The organism is Litoribacillus peritrichatus, from assembly GCF_039537985.1.
GTDB lineage: Bacteria > Pseudomonadota > Gammaproteobacteria > Pseudomonadales > Litoribrevibacteraceae > Litoribacillus > Litoribacillus peritrichatus.
This window is the reverse complement of sequence record NZ_BAABBN010000007.1, coordinates 416486-438416: the sequence shown is the minus strand read 5'-3', so window position 1 is coordinate 438416 and position 21931 is coordinate 416486. Positions and strand designations below refer to the sequence as shown.

The window sequence follows — 21931 nt, the reverse complement described above, 5'->3', positions numbered from 1 at the left end:
TGATAAAATTGCTTTCTCTTTTTTTCGTAATTGACCCCGCCATGAATCAGATAGAACAACGAATCAACCAACTGAACGATCGCCAGAAAGACGCGTGCAAATACATCAGCACGCCGCTGCTGGTGATTGCGGGGGCTGGCAGTGGTAAAACCAGCGTAATCACCACCAAAATCGCGTACTTGATCGACACTTGCGGTATTAAAGCGCATAACATAGTCGCGCTGACGTTCACCAATAAAGCCGCCCGAGAAATGAAAGAGCGTGTCGGCCACCTGGTCAAAGGCAAGGCCAGCCGGGGTTTAACTGTCTCCACCTTTCACAACCTAGGGTTAAACATCATTCGTAAAGAGTGCAAAACACTCGGTTACAAATCCGGCTTTTCCATTTTTGATCAGCAAGACGCCCTCGGTTTAATCAAAGAAATCATGATTCGTAAATACGAGGACGACGGCGGCATGGCGGACATGGTTCAGAACCAGATATCCAACTGGAAAAACGAAATGCTGTTACCCGAGGACGTTGCCAACATCGCCGACTCCCCGGAAAAGGTTGCCGCAGCCGTCGTTTATGAACAATACAACCGTTACTTAAAAGCCTACAACGCCGTTGACTTTGATGACTTAATTTTACTGCCGACCATGCTGTTTAAGCACAACAAAGCCGTTCTTGATAAATGGCAAAAGAAAGTGCACTACATGTTGGTGGATGAGTATCAGGACACCAACATCAGCCAATACCTGTTAGTGAAACAGTTAGTGGGCATGCGCTGCCAATTTACCGTGGTGGGTGATGATGACCAATCCATTTACGCCTGGCGAGGAGCCAGACCTGAAAACCTGGTACAACTGAAACACGATTACCCGAGCCTGCGCGTCATCAAGCTGGAGCAAAACTATCGTTCCACCAGCCGAATTTTAAAAGCCGCCAATATCTTAATCGCCAATAACCCTCACGAGTTTGATAAAAAACTGTGGAGTGATTACGGCATGGGGGAAGAGATACGGGTCATTGCCTGTAAAAGCGAGGACGCAGAAGCCGAGCGAGTTGCCTCAGACATCATCGAGCAACGCTTACGACGCGGCAATCATTACAGCGATTACGCCATCCTTTATCGGGGTAACCATCAATCCCGCCTGATAGAAATGAAGCTGCAAACGTATCAGATTCCGTACAACCTTTCCGGCGGCACCAGCTTTTTCTCCCGTGCCGAAGTCAAAGACATCATGGCCTACCTTAAGCTCATCGTTAACCCAGACGATGACAACGCATTTTTACGCATCGTGAACGTCCCCCGACGCGAAATCGGCCCGACGACTCTGGAAAAGCTGGGAGAATACGCCAATAAACGCGATACCAGCCTATTTAATGCCTGCGATGAAATAGGTCTGGATCAAATATTGAGTGAAAAGGCATTGCAGCGTTTAAGACAGTTTACTCACTGGATTCAACGTGTCACCCAACTTTGCTACCAAGGCAATCCCGTCGATGCCGTCTCTGAAATGATTCGGGACATTGACTACGAAGCCTGGCTGCATCAAACCAGTAACAGCCCTGCTCAGGCTGAAAAACGGATGAACAACATCTGGTTTTTAGTGGAATCCCTGCAACGGTCCATTCACCGAGCGCAAGAAGACGGCGAAGAAGGCAACATTGAAGATGCCATTGCCAAGCTGGTCCTTCGGGATATGCTGGAACGACAAGAAGACGAGGAAGAGTCCGATAAAGTCCAGTTAATGACCTTGCACGCTTCCAAAGGTCTTGAGTTTCCTCATGTCTACATCATGGGCATGGAAGAAGAGCTGCTGCCCCACCGCAATAGCATTGATGAAGATAATATCGAAGAGGAACGTCGGTTAATGTACGTGGGGATCACTCGTGCAAAGCGGGTACTCACATTGACATACGCCGCCAAACGCAAACAATACGGTGAAATTTTTAATACCACGCCCAGTCGGTTTCTGGAGGAAATTCCAGAAGAAGATCTGGTTTGGCAAGGCCTTAAAAACAAATCCGATCCTGAAAAACTCAAAGCCCACGGCCAGCAAACCCTAAACAGCTTAAAGTCGTTGCTGGGCGATTAACGTTCTAACCCACGGCATTCGCGGTTGCGTCCGGTAAAATGCGGTCGAATGCCTGCTGTTTGACTTCGCCTTTGGCCAGAATGTCCGGCAGATCAATTTCATCAATGGGCTTGGACAAAAGAAAACCCTGAGCACTGTCACAGCGGCTGTTCTGTAAGAATGTCAGGTGCTCTTGAGTTTCAATGCCTTCTGCCACCACCGTTTTATTCAGCTTATGCGCTAAATCAATGACAGACTCTACAATCATCCTGCTTTCTTGGTTGTCTTCAGTGGGGGCTATAAAACTGCGATCCAGTTTAATGACATCCACCGGTAATTGACGCAGATAACTCAACGACGAATAGCCCGTGCCAAAGTCATCCAGGGCCACAGTTACCCCCAGCTCATTCGCCTGTTTCATGACAGACGCCGCCAAACCACTGCTATGGATCAACACGTTTTCAGTAATTTCCAGCTCCAACCGATCTCCGGAAATATCGCTCAAACAGTCTTTCAGGTAATCCACCAACTTATCATCACAAAATTGACGAGCCGACAAATTCACCGCCAGTTTGTATTTGCCCAAGCCGGATTTTTCCAAACCCTTGATGATATTCAAGCCATGACTGATCACCCACCGGCCTAACTGGAAAATCAGCTCGCCTTCCTCCATCTGGGGAATAAAGTGGTTCGGCATGATCATTCCTTTCTCCGGATGACGCCAACGAACCAGCGCTTCAAAGCTATCCAACACGCCAGTCACCAGATCAAATTTGGGCTGCAGGAACAAACAGAATTGTTCCTGATCCAACGCAGTCTGAAGTTCAGACTCAAGCTCCAGCGCCTTAGAGATATCAATCAACATCTGATCATTGAAAAAGTGGAAACTGTTTTTTCCCACGTCTTTCGCTGCGTACATTGCCATGTCCGCTTGTCGGGTCAAATTCTCAGGAGATGCGTTCTCATCGCTGCAGAAGACCACACCAATACTGGCTGTTACTGTAAGTAAACGCTTATCAACTTCAATCGGCTTTCGGAATTCAGACAAGATACTATTAAGCAACGTATGAATATCATCCTGGTCGTTTAAGTGGCGAGTAATAATGGCAAATTCATCACCGCCCAGCCTGCACAGGGTATCCTGCTCCGACAAAAGCTGTTTCAAGCGTCGGGAGGTTTGCACCAAAAGGCTGTCACCCGCCATATGCCCCAAGGTTTCGTTGATTCGCTTAAACGCATCTAAATCCAAAAACAATAAACCTATGGACTCCCCTGGATGCTCTTTCAGTTCAGATATGGCTTCGCGCAGCTCATGCACGTAAAGCGAACGATTAGGGAGGTGGGTGAGTGTGTCGTACATCGCCAACCGCTCCAGCTCTCCCGTCCGAAGTTCCACTTCACGACTCAGAAACTCTAACTTACGGGACAACTCAACTGTCACTATGTCAAGCTGATCAACCTCGTTATGATAACCACCATGATCCGGCCTCAGCCGATTACGAACCAGTTCATATTCGCCTTCCGCCAATAACGGCAAGGTTTCACTGTGCAATGCAATTCGCTTCACTGGCCGCCACAACAGCACAACCCCCACCACCACAGAAAAACAACCGGCAAACAGAGCAAAAAACAACGCAAACATCATCAGGCTACGATTGCTTTTCTGCTCCGCCGTAAGGTCAGACGCCACCAGCAACACATCCCCCTGAGAACTGATTTCCAGCCCCCAAAGCGCCCAGGCTTTGTCTTCCAAAAGAATTTGCTGACCCTGAGACAACAATTGTTTAAGGCTATAACTGCGATTTGCCGCCGTCAGAACTTCATTCGACAAAACCTGACTGGTTGCAGACATCAACCCCACATTCCAATTCGCCAGACGACCCAAAAAGCTGGCTTCCTTATTCACAACCGCCAAAGCCAGTTCCGCATTAAACGAGCGGCTCATGGTCGCCACCACATCCGATATCGACTGAGCAATCACCATGACATAATGCTCGCCATTGGCCAATAACAGAGGAACGCCGAGATATATTCGACAGTCGTCAGAACAATAAATTAAAGATTCCGGCCGACTTTTCTGAGGCACCCAATCCATCAGCTCCGTCACCGGCGTCATACTGATCTGCCCTTTTTTAGTCAGCACCTGAGCACGATCATCCAGTAGCAAGATGGCATCAATCTGACCAAATAAATTCAGGTTTTCCCAGTGCAAATCCACCGCTGAAATAACTTCAGCTAAGGTAGGTTCCGATGAGGCTAAGTCAAAAGGCAAATTATCCGGAGCTGTCAGGTTTTTTTGGGCAAATGAAGCATTGGCCAGCAACATAATCTGATCCGCTACATCCACCAGACCGTCACTGGTCATGGAAACCAACTGTTGAAAATTGGTCTCGTATTTCACAAATTCTGTGTTCAGATAACGATCGAAGCGATCCGAAGACCAAACATAAATAACGACGGCAAACATCAATACAATAAGAGAAGCAACCAAGGCAAACGAGCTGGCCACCTGAAATTTTAAACTGACAAATTTTGAACTATCACGTTGTGGATGCATTACTTCTTAATATCCAATGAAAAGACACAAACAGCAGGACCGATCACCCAACCTCTCAGAATGTTTTTCTACACTAGAACCATGGCCATCTGTAGCACACCCAAAACAACATACCATATCAAATATGAGTTCGCCCATAATTCATCTTAATGATATCGACAAAGACACGAATAACTTTGATTTAAACACAGAAAGAAATTAATCAGTCACAGAAAACCGAAAGGGCTTATCAGCCAAACGGAATATGAATATTTGAATATCTGTAAATTTTAAGTATCTGTAAATATAGCTCACAAAACCGTGAGCTCAGTGATTTTCTGGGCATAAAAAAAGGCGAGAAACCTCTCACCTTTTCTTTCCTGTTAGAACAGGCAATGTACTAAAACGCGATTATTCCGCGTTAGACATGAATTTAATCGCCGCACTCATTTCTTCATCAGTACAGTCGCCACAGGTACCACGAGGCGGCATCGCGTTCAAACCGTTAATCGCGTTCGCCAACACAGTGTCAAAACCTTGTGCCATGCGTGGAGCCCAATCGGCATCGTTACCGGATTTCGGCGCACCTAATACACCCACGTTATGACAAGCGCCACAGTATGAACCCACAATATCTTCACCAGAACGAGGGCCTGAAGATGCAGACGCAGCCGCACCAGAAGCAGCGGCACATTCTTCGCCTTGAATACATACAGAACCAACTGGCTTCAGTCGCTCACTAATTGCTTCAACACTGTTTGAACCTGCAACAGCTGTTGCTGTCAGCATCAATCCCGCAACAAATACAACGGCCGAACGAATGGCTTTAATCATGTTTTGAACCTCTGTTATCAGCTAATCAGGACTTCATTCCTTTGAGAATTCAGCCTACTCTTAAAATTTTATCGCGCGATTATACCCGCTATACCCACAAAGACCAAACGGTTGATTAGAAACTCTTCAATTGAAATTAAAATCCTCTCTAAGCACCTTCCTGTTCATTATTCGACCAGTTCACATTTTCTATTGATCAAACACGACACAAAAACACCCCAGGACACATCGGACTGTTTCTGGAAATTTGAGACCTATCTCCGTTTCAAGTCCTTGCTAGTTTTAAAAGCGCAGTGCTGAAAGGTGACGGATTACTCCTCTAAAACGCCTTTCTTCATACGGACAAATCAACGACCAATAAATATAAAAAATAATCGGAGATACATATGAACACACACTCCGCGAGCCCGCTCGCAACCAAACTGACCTTGCAGTTCTTTGCCGGACTGTTCATTCTTTTCATTGCGGCAATAAGTAATCTGGCACACGCAACCAACTTATTAGCCGGCTTCACCTCCATTCCCGGTCACTTTCCCCCATCCGATGCCTACATCGTCAACGACGATGTGGTCGTCACCAGCTTCGACGGCACTGAAATCACGGCCAACGTATTGGTCCCCACATCCGGCGAAGCCAGTTACCCGGCGATTATCTTTATTAATAGCTGGGCCATGGACGAATATGAATACATTCCCCAAGCCGCACGTTTTGCCGAACAGGGCTACGTCGTTTTAAGCTACGCCACGCGTGGTTTTGGCGAATCCACAGGCAAAATCGGTACGGCCGGCCCCAATGACATGGTCGACTTCAGCCGGATGATCGACTGGCTGCTCGAACATACCCCCACCGACATTAACCGCATCGGCGCCTCGGGCATCTCTTACGGTTCCGGCATCAGTCTCTTGGGGGCCGCCCATGACAACCGAGTATCTGCAGTAGTCGCAATGAGTACCTGGGGCGATCTGGAAGCATCTCTGTACGGCCAGGAAACACCTCGTCTTATCTGGGGTGGTCTTCTTACTTTATTAGGTCAGCTCACCGGCAACCCGGAAGAAGACATCGCAGAGAACTATGGCAACTTAATCAAACATCAAAACATTGAAGAAACCTTGGAGTGGGCCGGAGTCCGCTCGCCCCGAACATACATCGACGCCCTGAACGCTCGAAACGTGCCCATTTACATCGCCAATAACTTCGGCGATAACTTATTCCAGCCCAATCAGGCACTGAATTTTTATGAACAACTGACCACGCCTAAGCGTCTCGATCTCAGCCAGGGCATGCACGCCAGCGCTGAACTTTGGGGATTAATCAACGCCAACAAGGATCATTACCTATGGACCAAGACCGAAATGTGGTTCGACCGTTGGTTAAAAGGTGAAGCCAACGGAATCGAGTTTGAGTCTGCGTTTAATGTCGAGCCTAAAAACCAAAAAGACCATTATGAAAATCTGGGCCAATGGCCAAGCCCGTTGATCAGTGATCAACGCCTGTACCTGCACTCACGCGGGTTACTCAGTAACGGCAAACTTAAAACCTCGCAATATCGTCCATGGTGGACTCAGACGGACACCATTCTTTCCGGGCTGGATACTTTAGCCACCACAGGCATTCCGATGATTTCCAACCTGGTTGGCGCTGAAATAACCGCCCCGGTGATTACATCCATTCCTTTGATCAGCCGGGTCAACGGCATCGTATTTGAGACCAATCGACTGGACGACACCATGCAACTGCGGGGCATTCCTAAACTTCGCCTGAACATCGAACCCAGCAAATCCAAGTATCAGATGGTTGCTTATTTGTACGATGTGGATGCCGTCGGCATTGGCCGCCTGATTACTCACGGCCCTATCACAGACTACCAAGCCAACGAAGATCAGACCCAAACGGTCGACCTTGAGCTGGTAGCCACCGCCTATGACGTACCTGCAGGTCACAAGGTGGCACTGGTTATCGACACCTTTGATTTGCTGTATGCGCCACCAACTTTGAGTATTTATTCGTTGAAGTTCCGATTCAATAAAAACAATCAGTCCTGGTTAGATTTACCGATTAAAGAGTAGTCATATTGCTTTCTAGCACCTAGACTAGGTGCTAGAAAACCAATAACACAGGCTTACTTGAATTACATGGAAACGAATTCACGCTCTGATCATGGCAACAACATCGCCACAGAAAACCAATACGGACAAACCCTAGGCACTCCCCTCACAGACTGGACTCCGCCACCTTTCCCTCAAGAAATTGCCGAACAAGGCAATTACTGTCGGCTGGAAATCCTGAATCCCAAAAAGCACACATTCGACCTTTATACAGCGAACACGGAAGACATATCACCAGCCAGCTGGACTTACCTGCCTTACGGCCCGTTCGAATCATTAAAGGACTATTCCACCTGGCTGGCCGCACAGTCAAAATTAAACGACCAGCAGTTTTATGCCATTATGGACAACCGAACGAACAAAGCCGTAGGCCTTGCCGCTTATTTGAGAATCGCCCCCAATGCCGGGAGCATTGAAGTGGGCCATCTGAAGTTCTCGCCATTAATGCAAAGAACGCCCGTTTCCACAGAAGCCATGTACTTGATGATGAAGCACGCATTTCAACTTGGCTATCGCCGTTACGAATGGAAATGCAATACCCTGAACACGCCATCCAAAGAAGCCGCATTGCGACTGGGTTTCCAGTTTGAAGGCATATTTCGCCAAGCGCAAATAGTAAAAGGCCATAACAGAGATACCGCTTGGTTTTCAGTCATCGACCAAGAGTGGCCGGTTTTATCTACGGCTTTTGAACAATGGTTAAGCCCGTTCAATTTTGACACCGAAGGCAACCAGGTTGAACGGCTGGCAGACATCCGAGCGTCATTACTGCCCTAGTTTAAATGTCCCTATGTGTCTTCATGCCACTTGGGACAAGGCGTGACGTGTTCTACGAATTAACCATGCCCAGAAGTGTACTAGACTAAAAATAAAAATAACGACTCGTGTCTTGGGAATTTACATGCAAATGAACTCTTGGTTGGCCGCACTGCTGTGGCTCTTGATTTCCGGTACGGTGAACGCAAAAGAAGTGGTTTCCCTGACAGAAACCGAGCGACGAATTGCACTCGACCAATACATATCCTTTATTGAAGACCCGAATCACGCACTCACTTTTGAACACGTTCAGGAGTTGGCGGATAATCAGTGGCAACAAAACGAAAAAGACCAACTCAACTTCGGCTATTCCAAATCTTCATTCTGGTTAAAGGTGTCCTTCAGAAATGACGACGCGGTTTGGTTGGATCGCATTTTGGAAATCGGTTACCCCGTCCTCGACTACATTGACATCTACGTGGTCAAAAACGGGATCTACACCAACCACATCCTGATGGGCGACAAACTGCCCTTCTATGAACGACTGATTCAAAGCCGAAACTTTCTGGTGCCCCTGTCGTTTTCCGTCAATGAGAAAATCGACTTATACATCAAAATCAAAACCACCAGCTCAGTTCAGGCTCCAATGGAGCTTTGGAACCCCATCGACTTCCATCAGGTGGATCAATCCCGGGTGATCTTTCAAGGCGTTTATTTCGGCATCGCCCTGGTGATGATCTTATACAACCTGTTCGTCTATCTGGCGGTCAGCGAAAAAACCTATCTTCATTATGTCGCTTACATCAGCTTCATGCCCTTATTTTTGGCGTCTCTGAACGGTCTGAGTTTTCAATACCTATGGCCCACCGCCACCTGGTGGAACGACCAATCCATCGTCTTCTTTCTGAATGGCGTATTGGTCTTCGGCTCTTTCTTTTCCATTCGATTCCTGTCGTTAAAACCGGAAAGCCACCTGTGGATCAACCGCTACCTGAACGGCATTGCGTGGCTGGGTTCACTGCAAATGGTGGCTTCGCTGTTATTCACCTACAAAACCATGATCCAACCCACCATATATTTAGCCATCATCACCTGTGTGTCGCTGCTATTTATTGGCATTTACCGTTGCATCCAAGGTGATATTTCAGCCCGTTATTTTACCGTCGCCTGGACGTCCATGTTGTTTGGCGGAATCGTACTGGCCCTGAACAAATTCACCGTCCTGCCACAAAACATCATCACCGAAAGCGCCACCCAAATTGGCTCGGCACTGGAAATCATCCTGTTATCCATCGCCTTAGCAGATCGCCTCAACCAAGAGAAACGCAAAGCATTTGCCGCCCAGCTGGCCGCCCTGGAGCACGAACGTGAAGCTCGCCAAGCGCAAGAAGAAACGCTACAGGTACAAAAAGAAGCCAACCAAATGCTGGAGCAGCGAGTCATTGAACGGACCTCTGAACTGGAAAAACTGAACCAGCAACTGCTGGAATTAAGTGCCACCGATGCGTTAACCGGTTTAAAAAATCGCGGTTACTTTGACGATAAATTTCAGCACTATTTCACCACGGCATACCGCTTCCAACGGCCTCTGTCGCTACTGGTCATCGACATCGACCACTTCAAACAATTCAATGACAACCACGGCCATCTGGTCGGCGATGAATGCTTAAAAATGGTGGCGGAACATATAGAAAGTATTGTCTCCCGGCCGGAAGACAAAACCGCCCGTTATGGCGGCGAAGAATTTGTGGTGTTATTGCCCGACACCAACGAACAGGGAGCCTTTAAAGTGGCTGAAAGAATACGCAACCGAATTGCCAGCACGCCCTTTCAGCTGACCAACACCATGTTACAAGTGACCGTCAGTATCGGCATTACCACTCAGATACCCAGCGATGTGGACAAACGAAAAGAAATGTTCGATAAGGCCGACGAAGCACTGTACCTTTCTAAAAACAGAGGTCGAAATTGTGTGAGCGTACTGCCAATATCAAAAGCAGCGGAATCACCCTCTTAATGACGTTCGGTTTGAATCAGTCCCGCCAGTCCTGTAACTGATAGGCTTTCATAAGTTTTTGAAGTTCGCCCGACTGCCTCAGAGACTCGATGCCTTGCGACAACAGTTCTGCGTATTTGGCCGAGCTTTTCTTTGCAGGTGAAAACGCATGATAAATTCGCTGAGCTGCCACGGACGTGTCCTTTCCTGCATGTTGAATCTGGTTCGAGACCGCCAGTTCGTTAGCAATCCAGTGCACCGCTTTCACATCTCCGGCCACTGCATCCAACCGGCCATTGACGAGCAACGACAAATTATCCCTGAGCGGTGCATAACCATACCTGAGATAAACCCGGTCAGGATTCGCATCCAGGTAATCCAAAAACCAATCGTTATAATCATAACCGTCAATTGCGCCGAGGTAGACTGTACTCAACGAACCAGGGTGTTGATAACGCCACTGCGAACGTTTATTCACGAAAAAGCTGAGATAACTGATTCCCGCTTCTTGTTCAGGAAAAATAAAATCGGGTGTCTCTTTGCGTGTTGCGCCAATCACCGCATTAAAGCGGCCTTTTCGAGTCTCAATAATTGCACGCTTCCAAGGCAACATTTTATAAGTCACCTGATAGCCCAACGGCTCAAATACCAGACGCACTAAAGTCACCATATAACCCTCATGCACAGCGCCAGGTGTGCCGTTATAAGGCGGCCAGTAATCAGCAACCAAGGTTATCGTTTTCGATTCCGCGTGCACTGACGTACTGAATAGAGACACAAACATCAAAAAAAATATGGAATGCCAGTAACGCGTTAAAGCAAACATATCGAGCTCTGAATATTGTCCGAAACGATCACGTGAAAAAATAGAAAATACAAAGAATGGTACACCCGGCGCGATTCGAACGCGCGACCTTCGCCTCCGGAGGGCGACGCTCTATCCAGCTGAGCTACGGGTGCATTTTGCTTTTATTAAGCGAAGGCGAAATTCTAACGTCACAACTAACTGACGTCTAGCTCTGCGTAACTTATTTACCAAATAATCTTTCAGAAAGTCGATTTCTCCACCTTCCTCCATGATTTATAATCGGTTTTAAAACCAAACAGCCCTCACAGGAAAACCAAAATGACACAAACAGCCCCTGCACATTTAACCCAAGAACAACAAGATCAGTTGGACGCTGCGGCGTTCCGTCGCTTGTTGTCACACTTAGACAATCGCAAAGACGTTCAGAATATAGAGCTAATGATTCTTGCCGGGTTTTGTCGAAACTGCTTTTCCAAATGGTATAAAGCGGCGGCGGATGATCTGAGCATTGAGCTGACCGATGATCAGGCCAGAGAAAGAGTGTATGGCATGCCTTACAGTGAATGGAAAGAGAACCACCAGCTGCCGGCCACCCCAGAACAAATGGAAGCGTTCAACAACTTGTCTAAAAAGTAATCCACAGAAAAAAGCCTTGAACGTGACAGCACGCCAAGGCTTTTACTTCGTTAAGATACAGCTATTTTAGAAACAGTTTATATGCCGGATTATCGGTCTCATTCCAGTAACGGTAACCCAGTTTATCCATATATTCCTGCAGCAGTTTCTGCTCTTCAACCGGTACCTGTAAACCCGCCAAAACCCGGCCATAAGCAGCACCATGGTTACGGTAGTGGAACATAGAAATATTCCATTTATAGCCAAGCTGATTAAGGAAACGCATCAAGGCCCCCGGTCGCTCAGGGAACTCAAAGCGATAAACCACTTCGTTGGTCGCGCCTTCCGCACGGCCACCCACCATATAGCGAACATGAAGTTTCGCCATTTCGTCGTCGGTTAAATCGACCACCTGATAACCATCCCCGGTTAACGATTCAACGATGGCAGCCCTGTCCTGCTGATTTCCGCCTAACTGAATTCCGGCAAATATCTGTGCCTGATCGTTATCATCGTAACGGTAATTGAACTCGGTGATATTGCGCTTGCCTAATAATTCGCAGAACTTTCGGAAGGCACCCGGGCGCTCGGGAATCGTCACTGCAAATAATGCTTCCCGTTTTTCGCCGATTTCAGCGCGCTCTGCAACGTGACGCAAACGGTCAAAGTTGGTGTTCGCTCCACTGATGACCGCAACCAGGTTTTGACCCTGGACATTGTCCCGTTCGACGTATTTCTTTAACCCGGCCACCGATAAAGCACCCGCCGGTTCTGAAATGGCGCGGGTATCATTAAATACGTCTTTAATCGCCGCACAAATTTCATCGGTGGAGACAGTGATCACTTCATCCACAAAATCTCGTGCAACCTTCCAGGTATTTTCGCCAATTTGAGCAACCGCCACCCCATCTGCGAAAATCCCGACCTGATCCAGAATCACCCGCTCATCGGCTTTCATTGCTTCATACAAACAAGCCGACTCATCAGATTCCACCCCAATGATTTTTACATCCGGGCGAAGGTACTTAATGTAGGCAGCAATCCCGGCAATCAAACCGCCACCACCCACAGGCACAAATATGGCGTCTATTTCACCTTGTGTTTGATGCATGATCTCCATACCAATCGTTCCTTGGCCGGCAATCACATCTTCATCATCGTAAGGGTGTATGTAGACGTATCCTTTTTCTTTCACCAGTTGCTGGCTGTACTGATACGCAATATCGAAGGTATCGCCATGCAATATCGCTTCAGCGCCACGAGCCCGTACAGCCGCCACTTTAATGTCCGGTGTCGTGTTCGGCATAACAATGGTGCAAGGCACACCAAGTTTTTGAGCGACTAACGCCAAGCCCTGAGCATGGTTGCCTGCGGAAGCCGCAATTAAGCCCCGCTTGCGCTCTTCTTCCGGTATTTGCATGACTTTGTTACAAGCACCACGCAACTTAAACGAGTAAACAGGCTGCAAATCTTCACGCTTCAAAATAATATTATTGTTCAGCCTTTCAGATAAAAAACCTGCATGATCAATCGGCGATTCGATGGCTACATCGTAAACTCGCGCGGTCAAGATTCGTTTTATGTATTGCTGAAGCATGAAAGGGCCTACCGTGAATAGATTTTCTGAAATTAAAACATGATCACATAGGATACCCTGTTTGACGGATCAGGCATAGAATTCGCCATGAAAGAAAGTGACAGAAAACAAACTATCATTACAGAGGGGCAACACGGCTACCGCTATAAAATACCGACGCCCTTTGGTATCATTCGCTCCATTATTTACTGGCCCGGAAAAAACAATGACTCAAGACGAATTAAAGCAAGCTGTCGCACAAGCGGCGCTGGATTACATCCTGCCAAAACTTGAAAAAGACAGCATCGTTGGCATAGGCACAGGTTCCACAGCCAACTTCTTTATTGATGCCCTGGCCAAACACAAAGACTTATTTGATGGTGCGGTTTCGAGCTCTAAAGCCTCAGAAGACCGCCTGAAAGACCACGGCATTTCGGTCTTCGACTTAAACTCCGTTGGCACGTTTGAATTCTACGTAGACGGCGCCGACGAAACGAACGAACGGCTGGAACTCATCAAAGGCGGCGGCGCAGCCTTAACCCGAGAAAAAATTGTAGCGGCCTGCGCAAAAGAATTTATCTGCATCGCAGACGACTCTAAGATGGTCAGCCTGTTAGGTCAGTTCCCATTGCCTGTCGAAGTGATTCCCATGGCCCGCAGTTTTGTCGCCCGCGAAATTGTAAAACTTGGTGGCGATCCTGTGTATCGTGAAGGCGTGGTTACCGACAACGGCGGGGTTATTCTTGACGTGCATAACCTAAGAATCGACTCCCCGATGGAACTCGAATCTCAAATCAACCAAATCACAGGGGTTATCACCAGCGGTTTGTTTGCGTTAAGACCCGCCGACGTGTTGATGCTAGGCACCACCAACGGCGTAACAACGCTCAAGGCTAACTAATGAGTTCTCTGCTCCAGCACTTACTTGCTTTTATACCCGGCTCCAAAGCCAACAAAAAAAGAAAAAAACTGAAGCAATTAAGAGTGTTGCTCAAAGCTCAAGGCCAGGACGTTTCCAATTTATCGGACGATCAATTGGAATACGTCGCCCTGCAAGTGCGCCAACAAGTATTAAAGAGCGCACCCAAAGAAAAAGAAGCCCACAAAGCCGATTGATCCAACGCAGGCATCTGCGCGATTAACCACACCTAGCCACGCAGCTAACAGCTGCGGCTGTCCAGCCAATCTGCGCTCATCGCCCACGCGTATTGAGACGCAGAAGAACCACCAAAAACGCCGGCATGACCGCCTGGCACCACATAAAACGATTTATCCTGGCTGCCCACCACATCAAGCAGATGACGTGCCGCACGAATCCCGACAATTTTGTCATTGTCGCCGGCAAACGACATCAAGTTGGCCTTAATATCACTGAAATAGGCCTTGCCACCATTGATGTTCACCACACCTTCCGCAAACTGATTACCCACCGCCAGTTTACTGATAATTTCCTGAATCATACCACCGGGGTAATCGGCCATATCCTCAAACCAGTTCGACATCGTCGTGTGCTCAGAAAGCTCTTCCCGATCCCCCATGCTGGTTAATAAGTCCCAGTAACTGATCAGGCTGCCCAACGGGTTGGTGAGTTTGAATGAAATCGCCACCAAACGACCGGGAACGTGCAAATGTTCAGGGCGAATCATGGAAGAGACCGGGGCGTTATTGACCCGTGACAGGATTTTAGCCGCGTGATGCATGACCGTCATGATTTTACCCGCCGGCCCCACTTGCTGAACATCGATCGGACTGGCCACCGTCACCAAATTGGTTAAATGCTCATTCTTCGACCAAGCCGCGTATAAGAGACAAAACAAGCCACCCATGCAATAGCCAAAGAGGCTGAAATCTTTTTGTCCGGAGGTTCTTGCCACTGCCTCGACGGCATGAGGCATCCAGTCGGTCACATAGTCTTCAAAGGTCAAACCTGCGTGACTGCGATTTGGATCACCCCAGTCAATCAGATAACAATCGTAGCCCCGAGCCAAATAATAACGCACCAAACTCCGGGTCGGCATCAGATCAAAAATCTGAGCAGTTGCACCCAACGGCGGAACAAACACCAAAGGCACCCGCTTGGTGTCCGCCGCCACCGGAACTTCCTGGCCATCCACGTCAATACTGGCGGCATTTAAAGTACGATAGCGTTTAACCGTCATCAGTCCTTTTTCAGCAATGATGTCATAATCACTTTTATCAGAAAGAATGAGGTTATCTTTATACAGCACTCGCTCTGCTGCATTATTGGCAACAACGAAGCCTTTATTCACCCATTCCTGAGCTTTGTTTTTTGTGGCTTTGACCAATTTATTTACATCCAGCACCGCAGTTCTCCATTCCTCTGATCCGGAATTTTTAACAAAAATTAAAAGATAGACTCTATTTCATCGGACATTTCAGATTGTTTCAAACGATCACGCGCCATATAAAGCGCTGCAATGGCTCTCGCTTCCGTAATGTCTTCACTGGCAGTCAGGTTAATGGCTTCATCCAGCGGTGTAGGCACCACAATGATTGGCTCAGGTTCATCACCTTCCAATTTTTCCGGATACAAACCAGTGGCAATCACCACTTGTAACCGATAAGACATATAGCCTGGCGATACCGTCATTTCAGTCAGGAATTGAATATGCTCAGCGCCATAGCCGATCTCTTCTTTTAACTCCCTGTTGGCCGCATCAAATAAGTTTTCACCGTGTTCAATCAGGCCTTTCGGTAAAGACAGTTCATAACATTCTGTGCCCGCCGAATATTCCCGAATCAGCATCACATTGTGGTCATCGTCCAAAGCAACCACCATGACAGCCCCCGCATGGTTGCCTTTGCCCACTAAACGCTCATACGTTCGCTCAACGCCGTTACTGAATCTTAACAACTGAGATTCAATACGAAAGATCGCAGTATCTGTCACGATTTCGTGATTCAACACTTCCGGTTTTTCTGGCATGATGACCTCCTTGATTTAGTTACATCTGAACTGATTCTACTACCCGGATGACAAGAAAATACACCGCTTTCTTATGTTTCAGGACATTTCTATGAAAACCGCCGTTCCTTGGTCAGAAATCGATACCGTACTGCTCGACATGGACGGTACCCTGCTGGATCTTCATTTCGATAACCACTTCTGGCTAACGCATGTACCAAAAACCTACGCAACCAAACACGGCATTTCGATAGAACAGGCCAATCAGGAACTCGACGAACGTATTCACTCCTATCAGGGCAAACTGGAATGGTATTGTCTGGATTTCTGGACTCGAGAACTGGACATTGACATCGCCTTACTCAAACAAGATGTGCAGCACCTCATTGCCATCCGCCCCGGCGCGGAAGCATTCCTGAAGGCTCTGTCCGAATCTCAAAAAAGAGCCGTATTGGTGACCAACGCACACCAAGGAAGCCTGCAACTGAAACTGGCCAACACCCATATTGATCAATATTTGGATTTGGTACTGTGCTCCCATGATTTTGGGCTACCGAAAGAAGACCGAACTTTCTGGGACGCACTTCAGAACACAGAAAAATTCGACCCGAGCAGAACCTTGTTTATCGACGACAGTGAATCGGTACTAGACTCCGCCAGCGATTACGGCATCCGCTACTTAAGATCCATTGTTCAGCCTGACAGCAAAAAGCCTCACAGGACAAAGCATAATTACCCTGCCATCCTTGAATTTTCAGATTTGCTCCCTATATATTAATCAAACACCGAACCTACCCCCTGCCGACCCAGCACCTCACTCGCTTCAATCATGAGGGTGCTGTTTGTCAGCAATTGAGACCTGAGAATGAGTGACGACCAACCATTAAAAGTTCGATTGGATAAATGGCTTTGGGCCGCCAGGCTTTATAAAACCCGGGGACTGGCAAAACAGTTCATCGAAGGCGGAAAAGTCCATTACAATAGCCAAAGAATCAAACCCAGCCGCACCGTGGAAGTGGGTGCCCTGATTACCTTAAGGCAAGGCTGGGATGAAAAAACCATTGTTGTTAAAGGCATTGCTGAAAAACGGGTGGCCGCGCCTCAAGCCCAGCTTCTCTACGAAGAAACGCCTGAAAGTATCGAGAAACGCACCCAAGACGCCATTACCCGAAAAACAATGGGGGCTGCTGCTTTTATCAGTGACACCAAACCCAACAAAAAAGAGCGAAGACAAATTCATCGTTTTAAAAACGACGTTTTTGAATAACCATCTATTATAGTTATTTTAATTTAAAGGTATCTCAACTTCATGAGTAACTCTGATCAAATCCAAAGATTCATGTTTGAACATCATGACATTCGTGGCGAACTGGTTGGCATTGACGAAGCCTATCAGGCCGTCATCAGCAAACATGACTACCCTGATCAAGTAAAAAAGCTGTTAGGCGAATGGATTGCAGCAGCCTCTTTATTAAGTGAAATCCTCAAGTTTGACGGTTCCGTCATTCTACAGGCCCGAGGTGACGCAGGCATTGGCGTTTTAATGGCAGAATGCACTCATGACCAAAACGTAAGAGCAATTGCACAGGTAAACGGCGATATCCAGAGCGATAAGCTGCAGGAACTGTTTGGCAACGGTCAGCTGGTTATTACGATTTCGCCCCGCAAAGGCAATCGTTACCAAGGTATAGTGCCACTGAACAGCGATACTCTGGCGGAATGTCTGGAGCACTATTTCCTTCAGTCGGAACAGTTGTCGACACGCATCTGGCTGCAATGCGATAACAGCCGGGCAGCCGGTTTATTTCTTCAAAAGCTGCCGTTCAAGCCAGGCGCCAGTGACGACCAGAAACAACAGAGTGATGAGCAATGGCAACACGTTGTAACCCTTGCCGACACCATCAAGTCCGAAGAGTTACTGTCGCTGGAGAACGAAACCATCCTGCATCGCCTTTACCACGAGGAAGATCTGAGATTATTTGAATGCGAGGATGTGGAATTCAGATGCACATGCTCTAAAGAGCGGACAGCGGCATCCATTAAAACCGTAGGACAATCCGAGCTGTTGGACATTCTTGAATCGGAGCCGAGCATCAAGGTCACCTGCCAATTTTGTAATCAAACTTACAGTTTTGACAAAATTGATATTCGCGCCATCTTTGAGACCGGATTTTCATCAACCAAAGACGATGGTTCAATCCATTAATCCGCAACTCAATAACATTACATTGCAGGAAACCGAACCGTCCAAGGCTCACGCCGGGTCAGCTCGGCTTTCCTGTTACTTTTGTCCGGTTTTTAAGAATCGTTCACATTAAAAAGCAGTTTTTTTAGATTTAGTCGGAATTATCTGGCATAATTCCGCGCCTAAAACTTTATCATGCTCGGACTTTAATTGAGTTCGGGAAGACATATGTTTCGGTCACTGCTCTTGAGCAGTTGTTCATTTATCCGGGGAAAAACAGAATGACCACAACAAGTGACAGGGTTTATTACAACCTATCATCTGCAAAATTGGTAGAAGAAGCGCTTGCTCGCGGAGAAGGAAGTCTGGCAGCAAATGGTTCTTTGGTTGTTGAAACTGGCAAGCGTACTGGCCGTTCACCAATGGATCGCTTCATTGTTAAAGAGCCAAGCACCGCAGACGCAATCGATTGGGGTAACGTAAACCGTCCTTTCGATGCAGACAAATTTGATGCACTTTGGGAGCGTGTAGAAGCGTTTCTTGCTGAACAAGAGTCTTTTGTATCTGACGTTCACGTAGGTGCAGACCCTGAGCACTATCTTCCTGTGCGCATGACAACTCAAACTGCTTGGCAGAACCTATTTGGTCGTAACCTATTTATTCGTCCTGCTGAATATAACTCAAAGAACAAGCAAGAATGGCAAATTCTTAACGTAGCTAACTTTGAGTGTGTACCTGAGCGCGACGGCACGAACAGCGACGGTTGTGTGATCATCAACTTCGCAGCCCGCAAAGTTCTTTTGGCTGGCATGCGTTACGCTGGTGAAATGAAGAAAGCGATGTTCTCTGTACAGAACTTCCTGCTTCCAGAAAAAGACGTGCTACCAATGCACTGTTCTGCAAACGTAGGTGAAGACGGCGACACTTGCTTGTTCTTCGGTTTGTCTGGTACGGGTAAAACGACGCTATCTGCTGACCCTGAACGTTACCTGATCGGTGATGACGAGCACGGTTGGGGCGAAGGCACAGTATTCAATCTGGAAGGCGGTTGCTACGCGAAGTGTATCGATCTTAGCCAGAAAAACGAGCCTATCATCTGGGACGCTATCAGATTCGGCGCAATCGTTGAAAACGTGGTTATTGACGGCGAAACACGCGTACCTGACTACAACGATGTATCTCTGACTGAGAACTCCCGTTGTGCATACCCGCTTGAGCACGTTGAAAAGCGCGTTGAAGAAAACCTTGCTGGCGAACCAAAAGCCATCGTGTTCTTAACATGTGACATGACAGGCGTTCTTCCTCCTGTATCTATCCTTTCCAAAGAAGCAGCGGCTTACCACTTCCTAAGTGGTTATACAGCGCTTGTTGGTTCAACTGAAATGGGTTCTGAGAAAGGTCTTAAGTCGACGTTCTCTACATGTTTCGGAGCGCCATTCTTCCCACGCCCAGCGGGCGAATACGCAGAACTTCTAATGAAGCGTATGGATGCATTCGGTTCTAAAGTCTATCTGGTAAACACAGGTTGGACTGGCGGTGCATACGGTAAAGGCGGTGAGCGTTTCAGCATCCCAACAACGCGTGGCATTATTGCCGCTATTCAGAACGGTTCAATTGCTAACGCAGAGACAACACGTCTTCCGATCTTCAACCTGGACATCCCAACGGAAGTGCCTGGTGTTGACAGCAACCTTCTGAACCCTTCAGAGTGCTGGGCAGACAAAGACGCATACCAAGACACTGCTCTTAACCTTGCAGGTCAATTCGTTGCAAACTTCAAGAAATTTGACGTTTCTGACGAAATCGTGAACGCAGGCCCTTCAATCGACTAAGATTGAGGCCGGTTTACGAACACTAAAAAGGCGGGAATCCCCGCCTTTTTAGTGCCTGCACCAAATGAAAAATCTCCACTTGAAAGACTAAATTTCTTTTTCTGAATACGCCCGCAAAAATTCCTTATCTTCATCCGAAATACGAGTAAACATCATGCCGACTTTAAATCCGGAACTGCACGCCACACTGTAGCGGGTCTCAATGATGGCCTCAATGGTTCTCTGATGCTCTTTATAAACCAAGGGCACTTTAATAAACAGTTTTGTACCAGGCTTATAGGCTTTCTCCACAACCGCCTGCAAACCACCCTCTGAAACATTATCAGTCTTAGTGGTGTGCCACTTGCCACTCAAATCCTGAAAGCGCACCACCCAATACGCCAGGCGACGCCTGTGTTCCCGTCGGTTTGCAGCATCACTACCAATTTCATTCACGGAGTTCACTACCTGATCGATTGCAAAAGATTCAGTCATTCTGTTCTTCAATAGTATTGTTTATTAATGGTCATATATCTAAAAAAAGTGAGAACTATCTCACATTTCAGACCGCAAGATTAATTAAATTATGGGTTTAATTCGAGAGTATTCCTGTAAGCATTTGTTTTTTATTTCGTTACGAAAAGCGCCATATCAGTACCTTGTGTGAACCATTCCAACATCTTTTGCTGATACGATGCTTTTAACGGGAACAGGTGTCCTTCCTTGTCTTCCAGCTGCAACCTTGAATGTGGGAGCCTTTGATCTAAATGCTGCATAAACTGCATCGGAACCAGCTTATCCTCCCTTCCATACATCAATAAAACAGGAGTCTTTACCTGACTGAGCGCGAAAGGCCAAGGCCGCCACTGCACCTCCAAGTCAAGTTCTGCACCAGCGGAACCTTGTGCAAAGGCCTCCTCCTGATTAAGCATGAACAGAGCCTTCATGCCATTTTTTTCGAGTATCACCCGATCACTGTCCGACACTTCTTTTTCTGTCACTTTATAGTACATATTGGGCAAATGCTGACTGGTCCAACCGACCAACCAAACCAAGCCATGAAATAACCGGGGCGCTTTTTCCGATAACACCGGTCCTTTCCGATGGTGCGCCTTCATAATCGCAACCGCATCTGGTAACTCACCGAAGTTTGTATAACTTGATGCGACTATGACTCGTTGAACGTTTTCTGGGAAATACGCGCTGTATGCAAAACTTGGCGGCCCACCACTCGACCAACCAACTAAATCCAGCGGCCGCTTAACCTTCAGCTTATCCATAACAAAGTCAGTATCCTGAGCATAATGGACAAGCGAGTATTCATCACTGAAGGTCGAACAACCAAAACCTGCCCGCTCTACCACATAGATAGCCCGGTGCTGAGCGACGGCCTGATCGTGAAAAAACAATAACTCAAACCGTGACCCAGGGTTGCCGTGTGCATAAATTATGGGTTGACCGTTTTCCGGCCCAACCCTTGCCCATGAAACAACCCGACCGTCCTGACGAGTTATCTGACCCTGCTGATAGCTTGGGTACTGACTCGCCAGATCGTCCGGTAAGGAGCTACAATCAGCGTTAACAAGCACACTGAACCACGTACCAAATAAAACACAAACAATAGTCAGGCACCGTTGAACCGAAAACTCAGATTTCATTATAAATTACTAATCACTTAGTCAGGATTTATTTTACACTATCGTTCATTAAATCTACGTGAAAT

19 protein-coding genes and 1 tRNA gene are annotated in these 21931 nt (G+C 47.3%); 11 read left to right on the top strand and 9 right to left on the bottom strand.

Annotated features, from left to right (window positions below):
• The first annotated feature begins 41 nt into the window (after positions 1 to 41).
• Positions 42 to 2081, top strand: a complete 2040-nt coding sequence (gene rep / locus ABD744_RS11685; RefSeq protein WP_344798681.1) for a DNA helicase Rep — start codon at positions 42 to 44, stop codon at positions 2079 to 2081.
• A gap of 4 nt (positions 2082 to 2085) precedes the next feature.
• Here the strand turns inward: rep and ABD744_RS11680 are convergent, their stop codons facing one another.
• A complete protein-coding gene (locus tag ABD744_RS11680) occupies positions 2086 to 4617 on the bottom strand; it encodes a putative bifunctional diguanylate cyclase/phosphodiesterase (RefSeq protein WP_344798680.1) in 2532 nt (843 codons plus the stop codon).
• 390 nt (positions 4618 to 5007) lie between these two features.
• Complete coding sequence (locus tag ABD744_RS11675; protein WP_344798679.1) at positions 5008 to 5430, bottom strand: c-type cytochrome; 423 nt, start codon at positions 5428 to 5430, stop codon at positions 5008 to 5010.
• Between the two features lie 386 nt (positions 5431 to 5816).
• Here ABD744_RS11675 and ABD744_RS11670 point away from each other — a divergent pair, with 386 nt between their 5' ends.
• From ABD744_RS11670 to ABD744_RS11660, 3 genes are all read left to right on the top strand, one after another.
• On the top strand, positions 5817 to 7496 hold the full coding sequence (locus tag ABD744_RS11670) for a CocE/NonD family hydrolase (protein WP_344798678.1): 1680 nt from the start codon (positions 5817 to 5819) through the stop codon (positions 7494 to 7496).
• Positions 7497 to 7562: 66 nt separating this feature from the next.
• Positions 7563 to 8312, top strand: coding sequence for a GNAT family N-acetyltransferase (locus tag ABD744_RS11665; protein ID WP_344798677.1), 750 nt, complete (start codon positions 7563 to 7565; stop codon positions 8310 to 8312).
• Between the two features lie 124 nt (positions 8313 to 8436).
• A complete protein-coding gene (locus ABD744_RS11660) occupies positions 8437 to 10308 on the top strand; it encodes a sensor domain-containing diguanylate cyclase (protein WP_344798676.1) in 1872 nt (623 codons plus the stop codon).
• 16 nt (positions 10309 to 10324) lie between these two features.
• Here ABD744_RS11660 and ABD744_RS11655 read toward each other — a convergent pair whose 3' ends face one another.
• Both ABD744_RS11655 and ABD744_RS11650 read right to left on the bottom strand, forming a co-directional pair.
• A complete protein-coding gene (locus ABD744_RS11655) occupies positions 10325 to 11113 on the bottom strand; it encodes a substrate-binding periplasmic protein (protein ID WP_344798675.1) in 789 nt (262 codons plus the stop codon).
• A gap of 57 nt (positions 11114 to 11170) precedes the next feature.
• A tRNA-Arg gene (locus ABD744_RS11650) sits at positions 11171 to 11247 on the bottom strand.
• A gap of 166 nt (positions 11248 to 11413) precedes the next feature.
• On the opposite strand from ABD744_RS11650, the gene ABD744_RS11645 reads away from it, so the two are divergent.
• The gene (locus ABD744_RS11645; protein ID WP_344798674.1) at positions 11414 to 11731 is read left to right on the top strand and encodes a DUF1244 domain-containing protein; all 318 of its coding nucleotides are present in this window, start codon (positions 11414 to 11416) and stop codon (positions 11729 to 11731) included.
• Between the two features lie 61 nt (positions 11732 to 11792).
• On the opposite strand, the gene ilvA is transcribed toward ABD744_RS11645, so the two are convergent.
• Positions 11793 to 13307: a threonine ammonia-lyase, biosynthetic gene (gene ilvA, locus ABD744_RS11640; RefSeq protein ID WP_344798673.1), complete on the bottom strand. Its 1515-nt coding sequence runs from the start codon at positions 13305 to 13307 to the stop codon at positions 11793 to 11795.
• 205 nt (positions 13308 to 13512) lie between these two features.
• Here ilvA and rpiA point away from each other — a divergent pair, with 205 nt between their 5' ends.
• Together rpiA and ABD744_RS11630 are read left to right on the top strand one after the other, a co-directional pair.
• A complete protein-coding gene (gene rpiA, locus ABD744_RS11635) occupies positions 13513 to 14187 on the top strand; it encodes a ribose-5-phosphate isomerase RpiA (RefSeq protein WP_344798672.1) in 675 nt (224 codons plus the stop codon).
• Positions 14187 to 14402 (top strand): hypothetical protein, encoded by a 216-nt coding sequence (locus tag ABD744_RS11630; protein WP_344798671.1) that lies wholly within the window; start codon positions 14187 to 14189, stop codon positions 14400 to 14402. Before rpiA ends, ABD744_RS11630 begins: the two co-directional genes overlap by 1 nt.
• 44 nt (positions 14403 to 14446) lie before the next feature.
• On the opposite strand, the gene ABD744_RS11625 is transcribed toward ABD744_RS11630, so the two are convergent.
• Positions 14447 to 15610 carry an alpha/beta fold hydrolase gene (locus ABD744_RS11625; protein WP_344798670.1) on the bottom strand — a complete coding sequence of 388 codons (1164 nt, stop codon included), beginning with the start codon at positions 15608 to 15610 and terminating at the stop codon, positions 14447 to 14449.
• A 41-nt stretch (positions 15611 to 15651) separates the two neighbouring features.
• Complete coding sequence (gene nudE, locus ABD744_RS11620; protein WP_344798669.1) at positions 15652 to 16233, bottom strand: ADP compounds hydrolase NudE; 582 nt, start codon at positions 16231 to 16233, stop codon at positions 15652 to 15654.
• A gap of 91 nt (positions 16234 to 16324) precedes the next feature.
• Between nudE and yrfG the strand changes: the two genes are divergently transcribed.
• The 4 genes from yrfG (at position 16325) to ABD744_RS11600 (ending at position 20229) form a co-directional block, all read left to right on the top strand.
• Positions 16325 to 16990, top strand: a complete 666-nt coding sequence (gene yrfG / locus ABD744_RS11615; RefSeq protein WP_344798668.1) for a GMP/IMP nucleotidase — start codon at positions 16325 to 16327, stop codon at positions 16988 to 16990.
• Positions 16991 to 17077: 87 nt separating this feature from the next.
• On the top strand, positions 17078 to 17479 hold the full coding sequence (gene hslR, locus ABD744_RS11610; protein WP_344798667.1) for a ribosome-associated heat shock protein Hsp15: 402 nt from the start codon (positions 17078 to 17080) through the stop codon (positions 17477 to 17479).
• Positions 17480 to 17521: 42 nt separating this feature from the next.
• The gene (hslO, locus tag ABD744_RS11605) at positions 17522 to 18418 is read left to right on the top strand and encodes an Hsp33 family molecular chaperone HslO (protein WP_344798666.1); all 897 of its coding nucleotides are present in this window, start codon (positions 17522 to 17524) and stop codon (positions 18416 to 18418) included.
• A gap of 260 nt (positions 18419 to 18678) precedes the next feature.
• Complete coding sequence (locus tag ABD744_RS11600) at positions 18679 to 20229, top strand: phosphoenolpyruvate carboxykinase (RefSeq protein WP_344798665.1); 1551 nt, start codon at positions 18679 to 18681, stop codon at positions 20227 to 20229.
• An 87-nt stretch (positions 20230 to 20316) separates the two neighbouring features.
• Here the strand turns inward: ABD744_RS11600 and ABD744_RS11595 are convergent, their stop codons facing one another.
• Positions 20317 to 20703, bottom strand: a complete 387-nt coding sequence (locus ABD744_RS11595; RefSeq protein ID WP_344798664.1) for a PilZ domain-containing protein — start codon at positions 20701 to 20703, stop codon at positions 20317 to 20319.
• A 131-nt stretch (positions 20704 to 20834) separates the two neighbouring features.
• Positions 20835 to 21866, bottom strand: coding sequence for an alpha/beta fold hydrolase (locus tag ABD744_RS11590; protein ID WP_344798663.1), 1032 nt, complete (start codon positions 21864 to 21866; stop codon positions 20835 to 20837).
• Positions 21867 to 21931 lie beyond the last annotated feature (65 nt).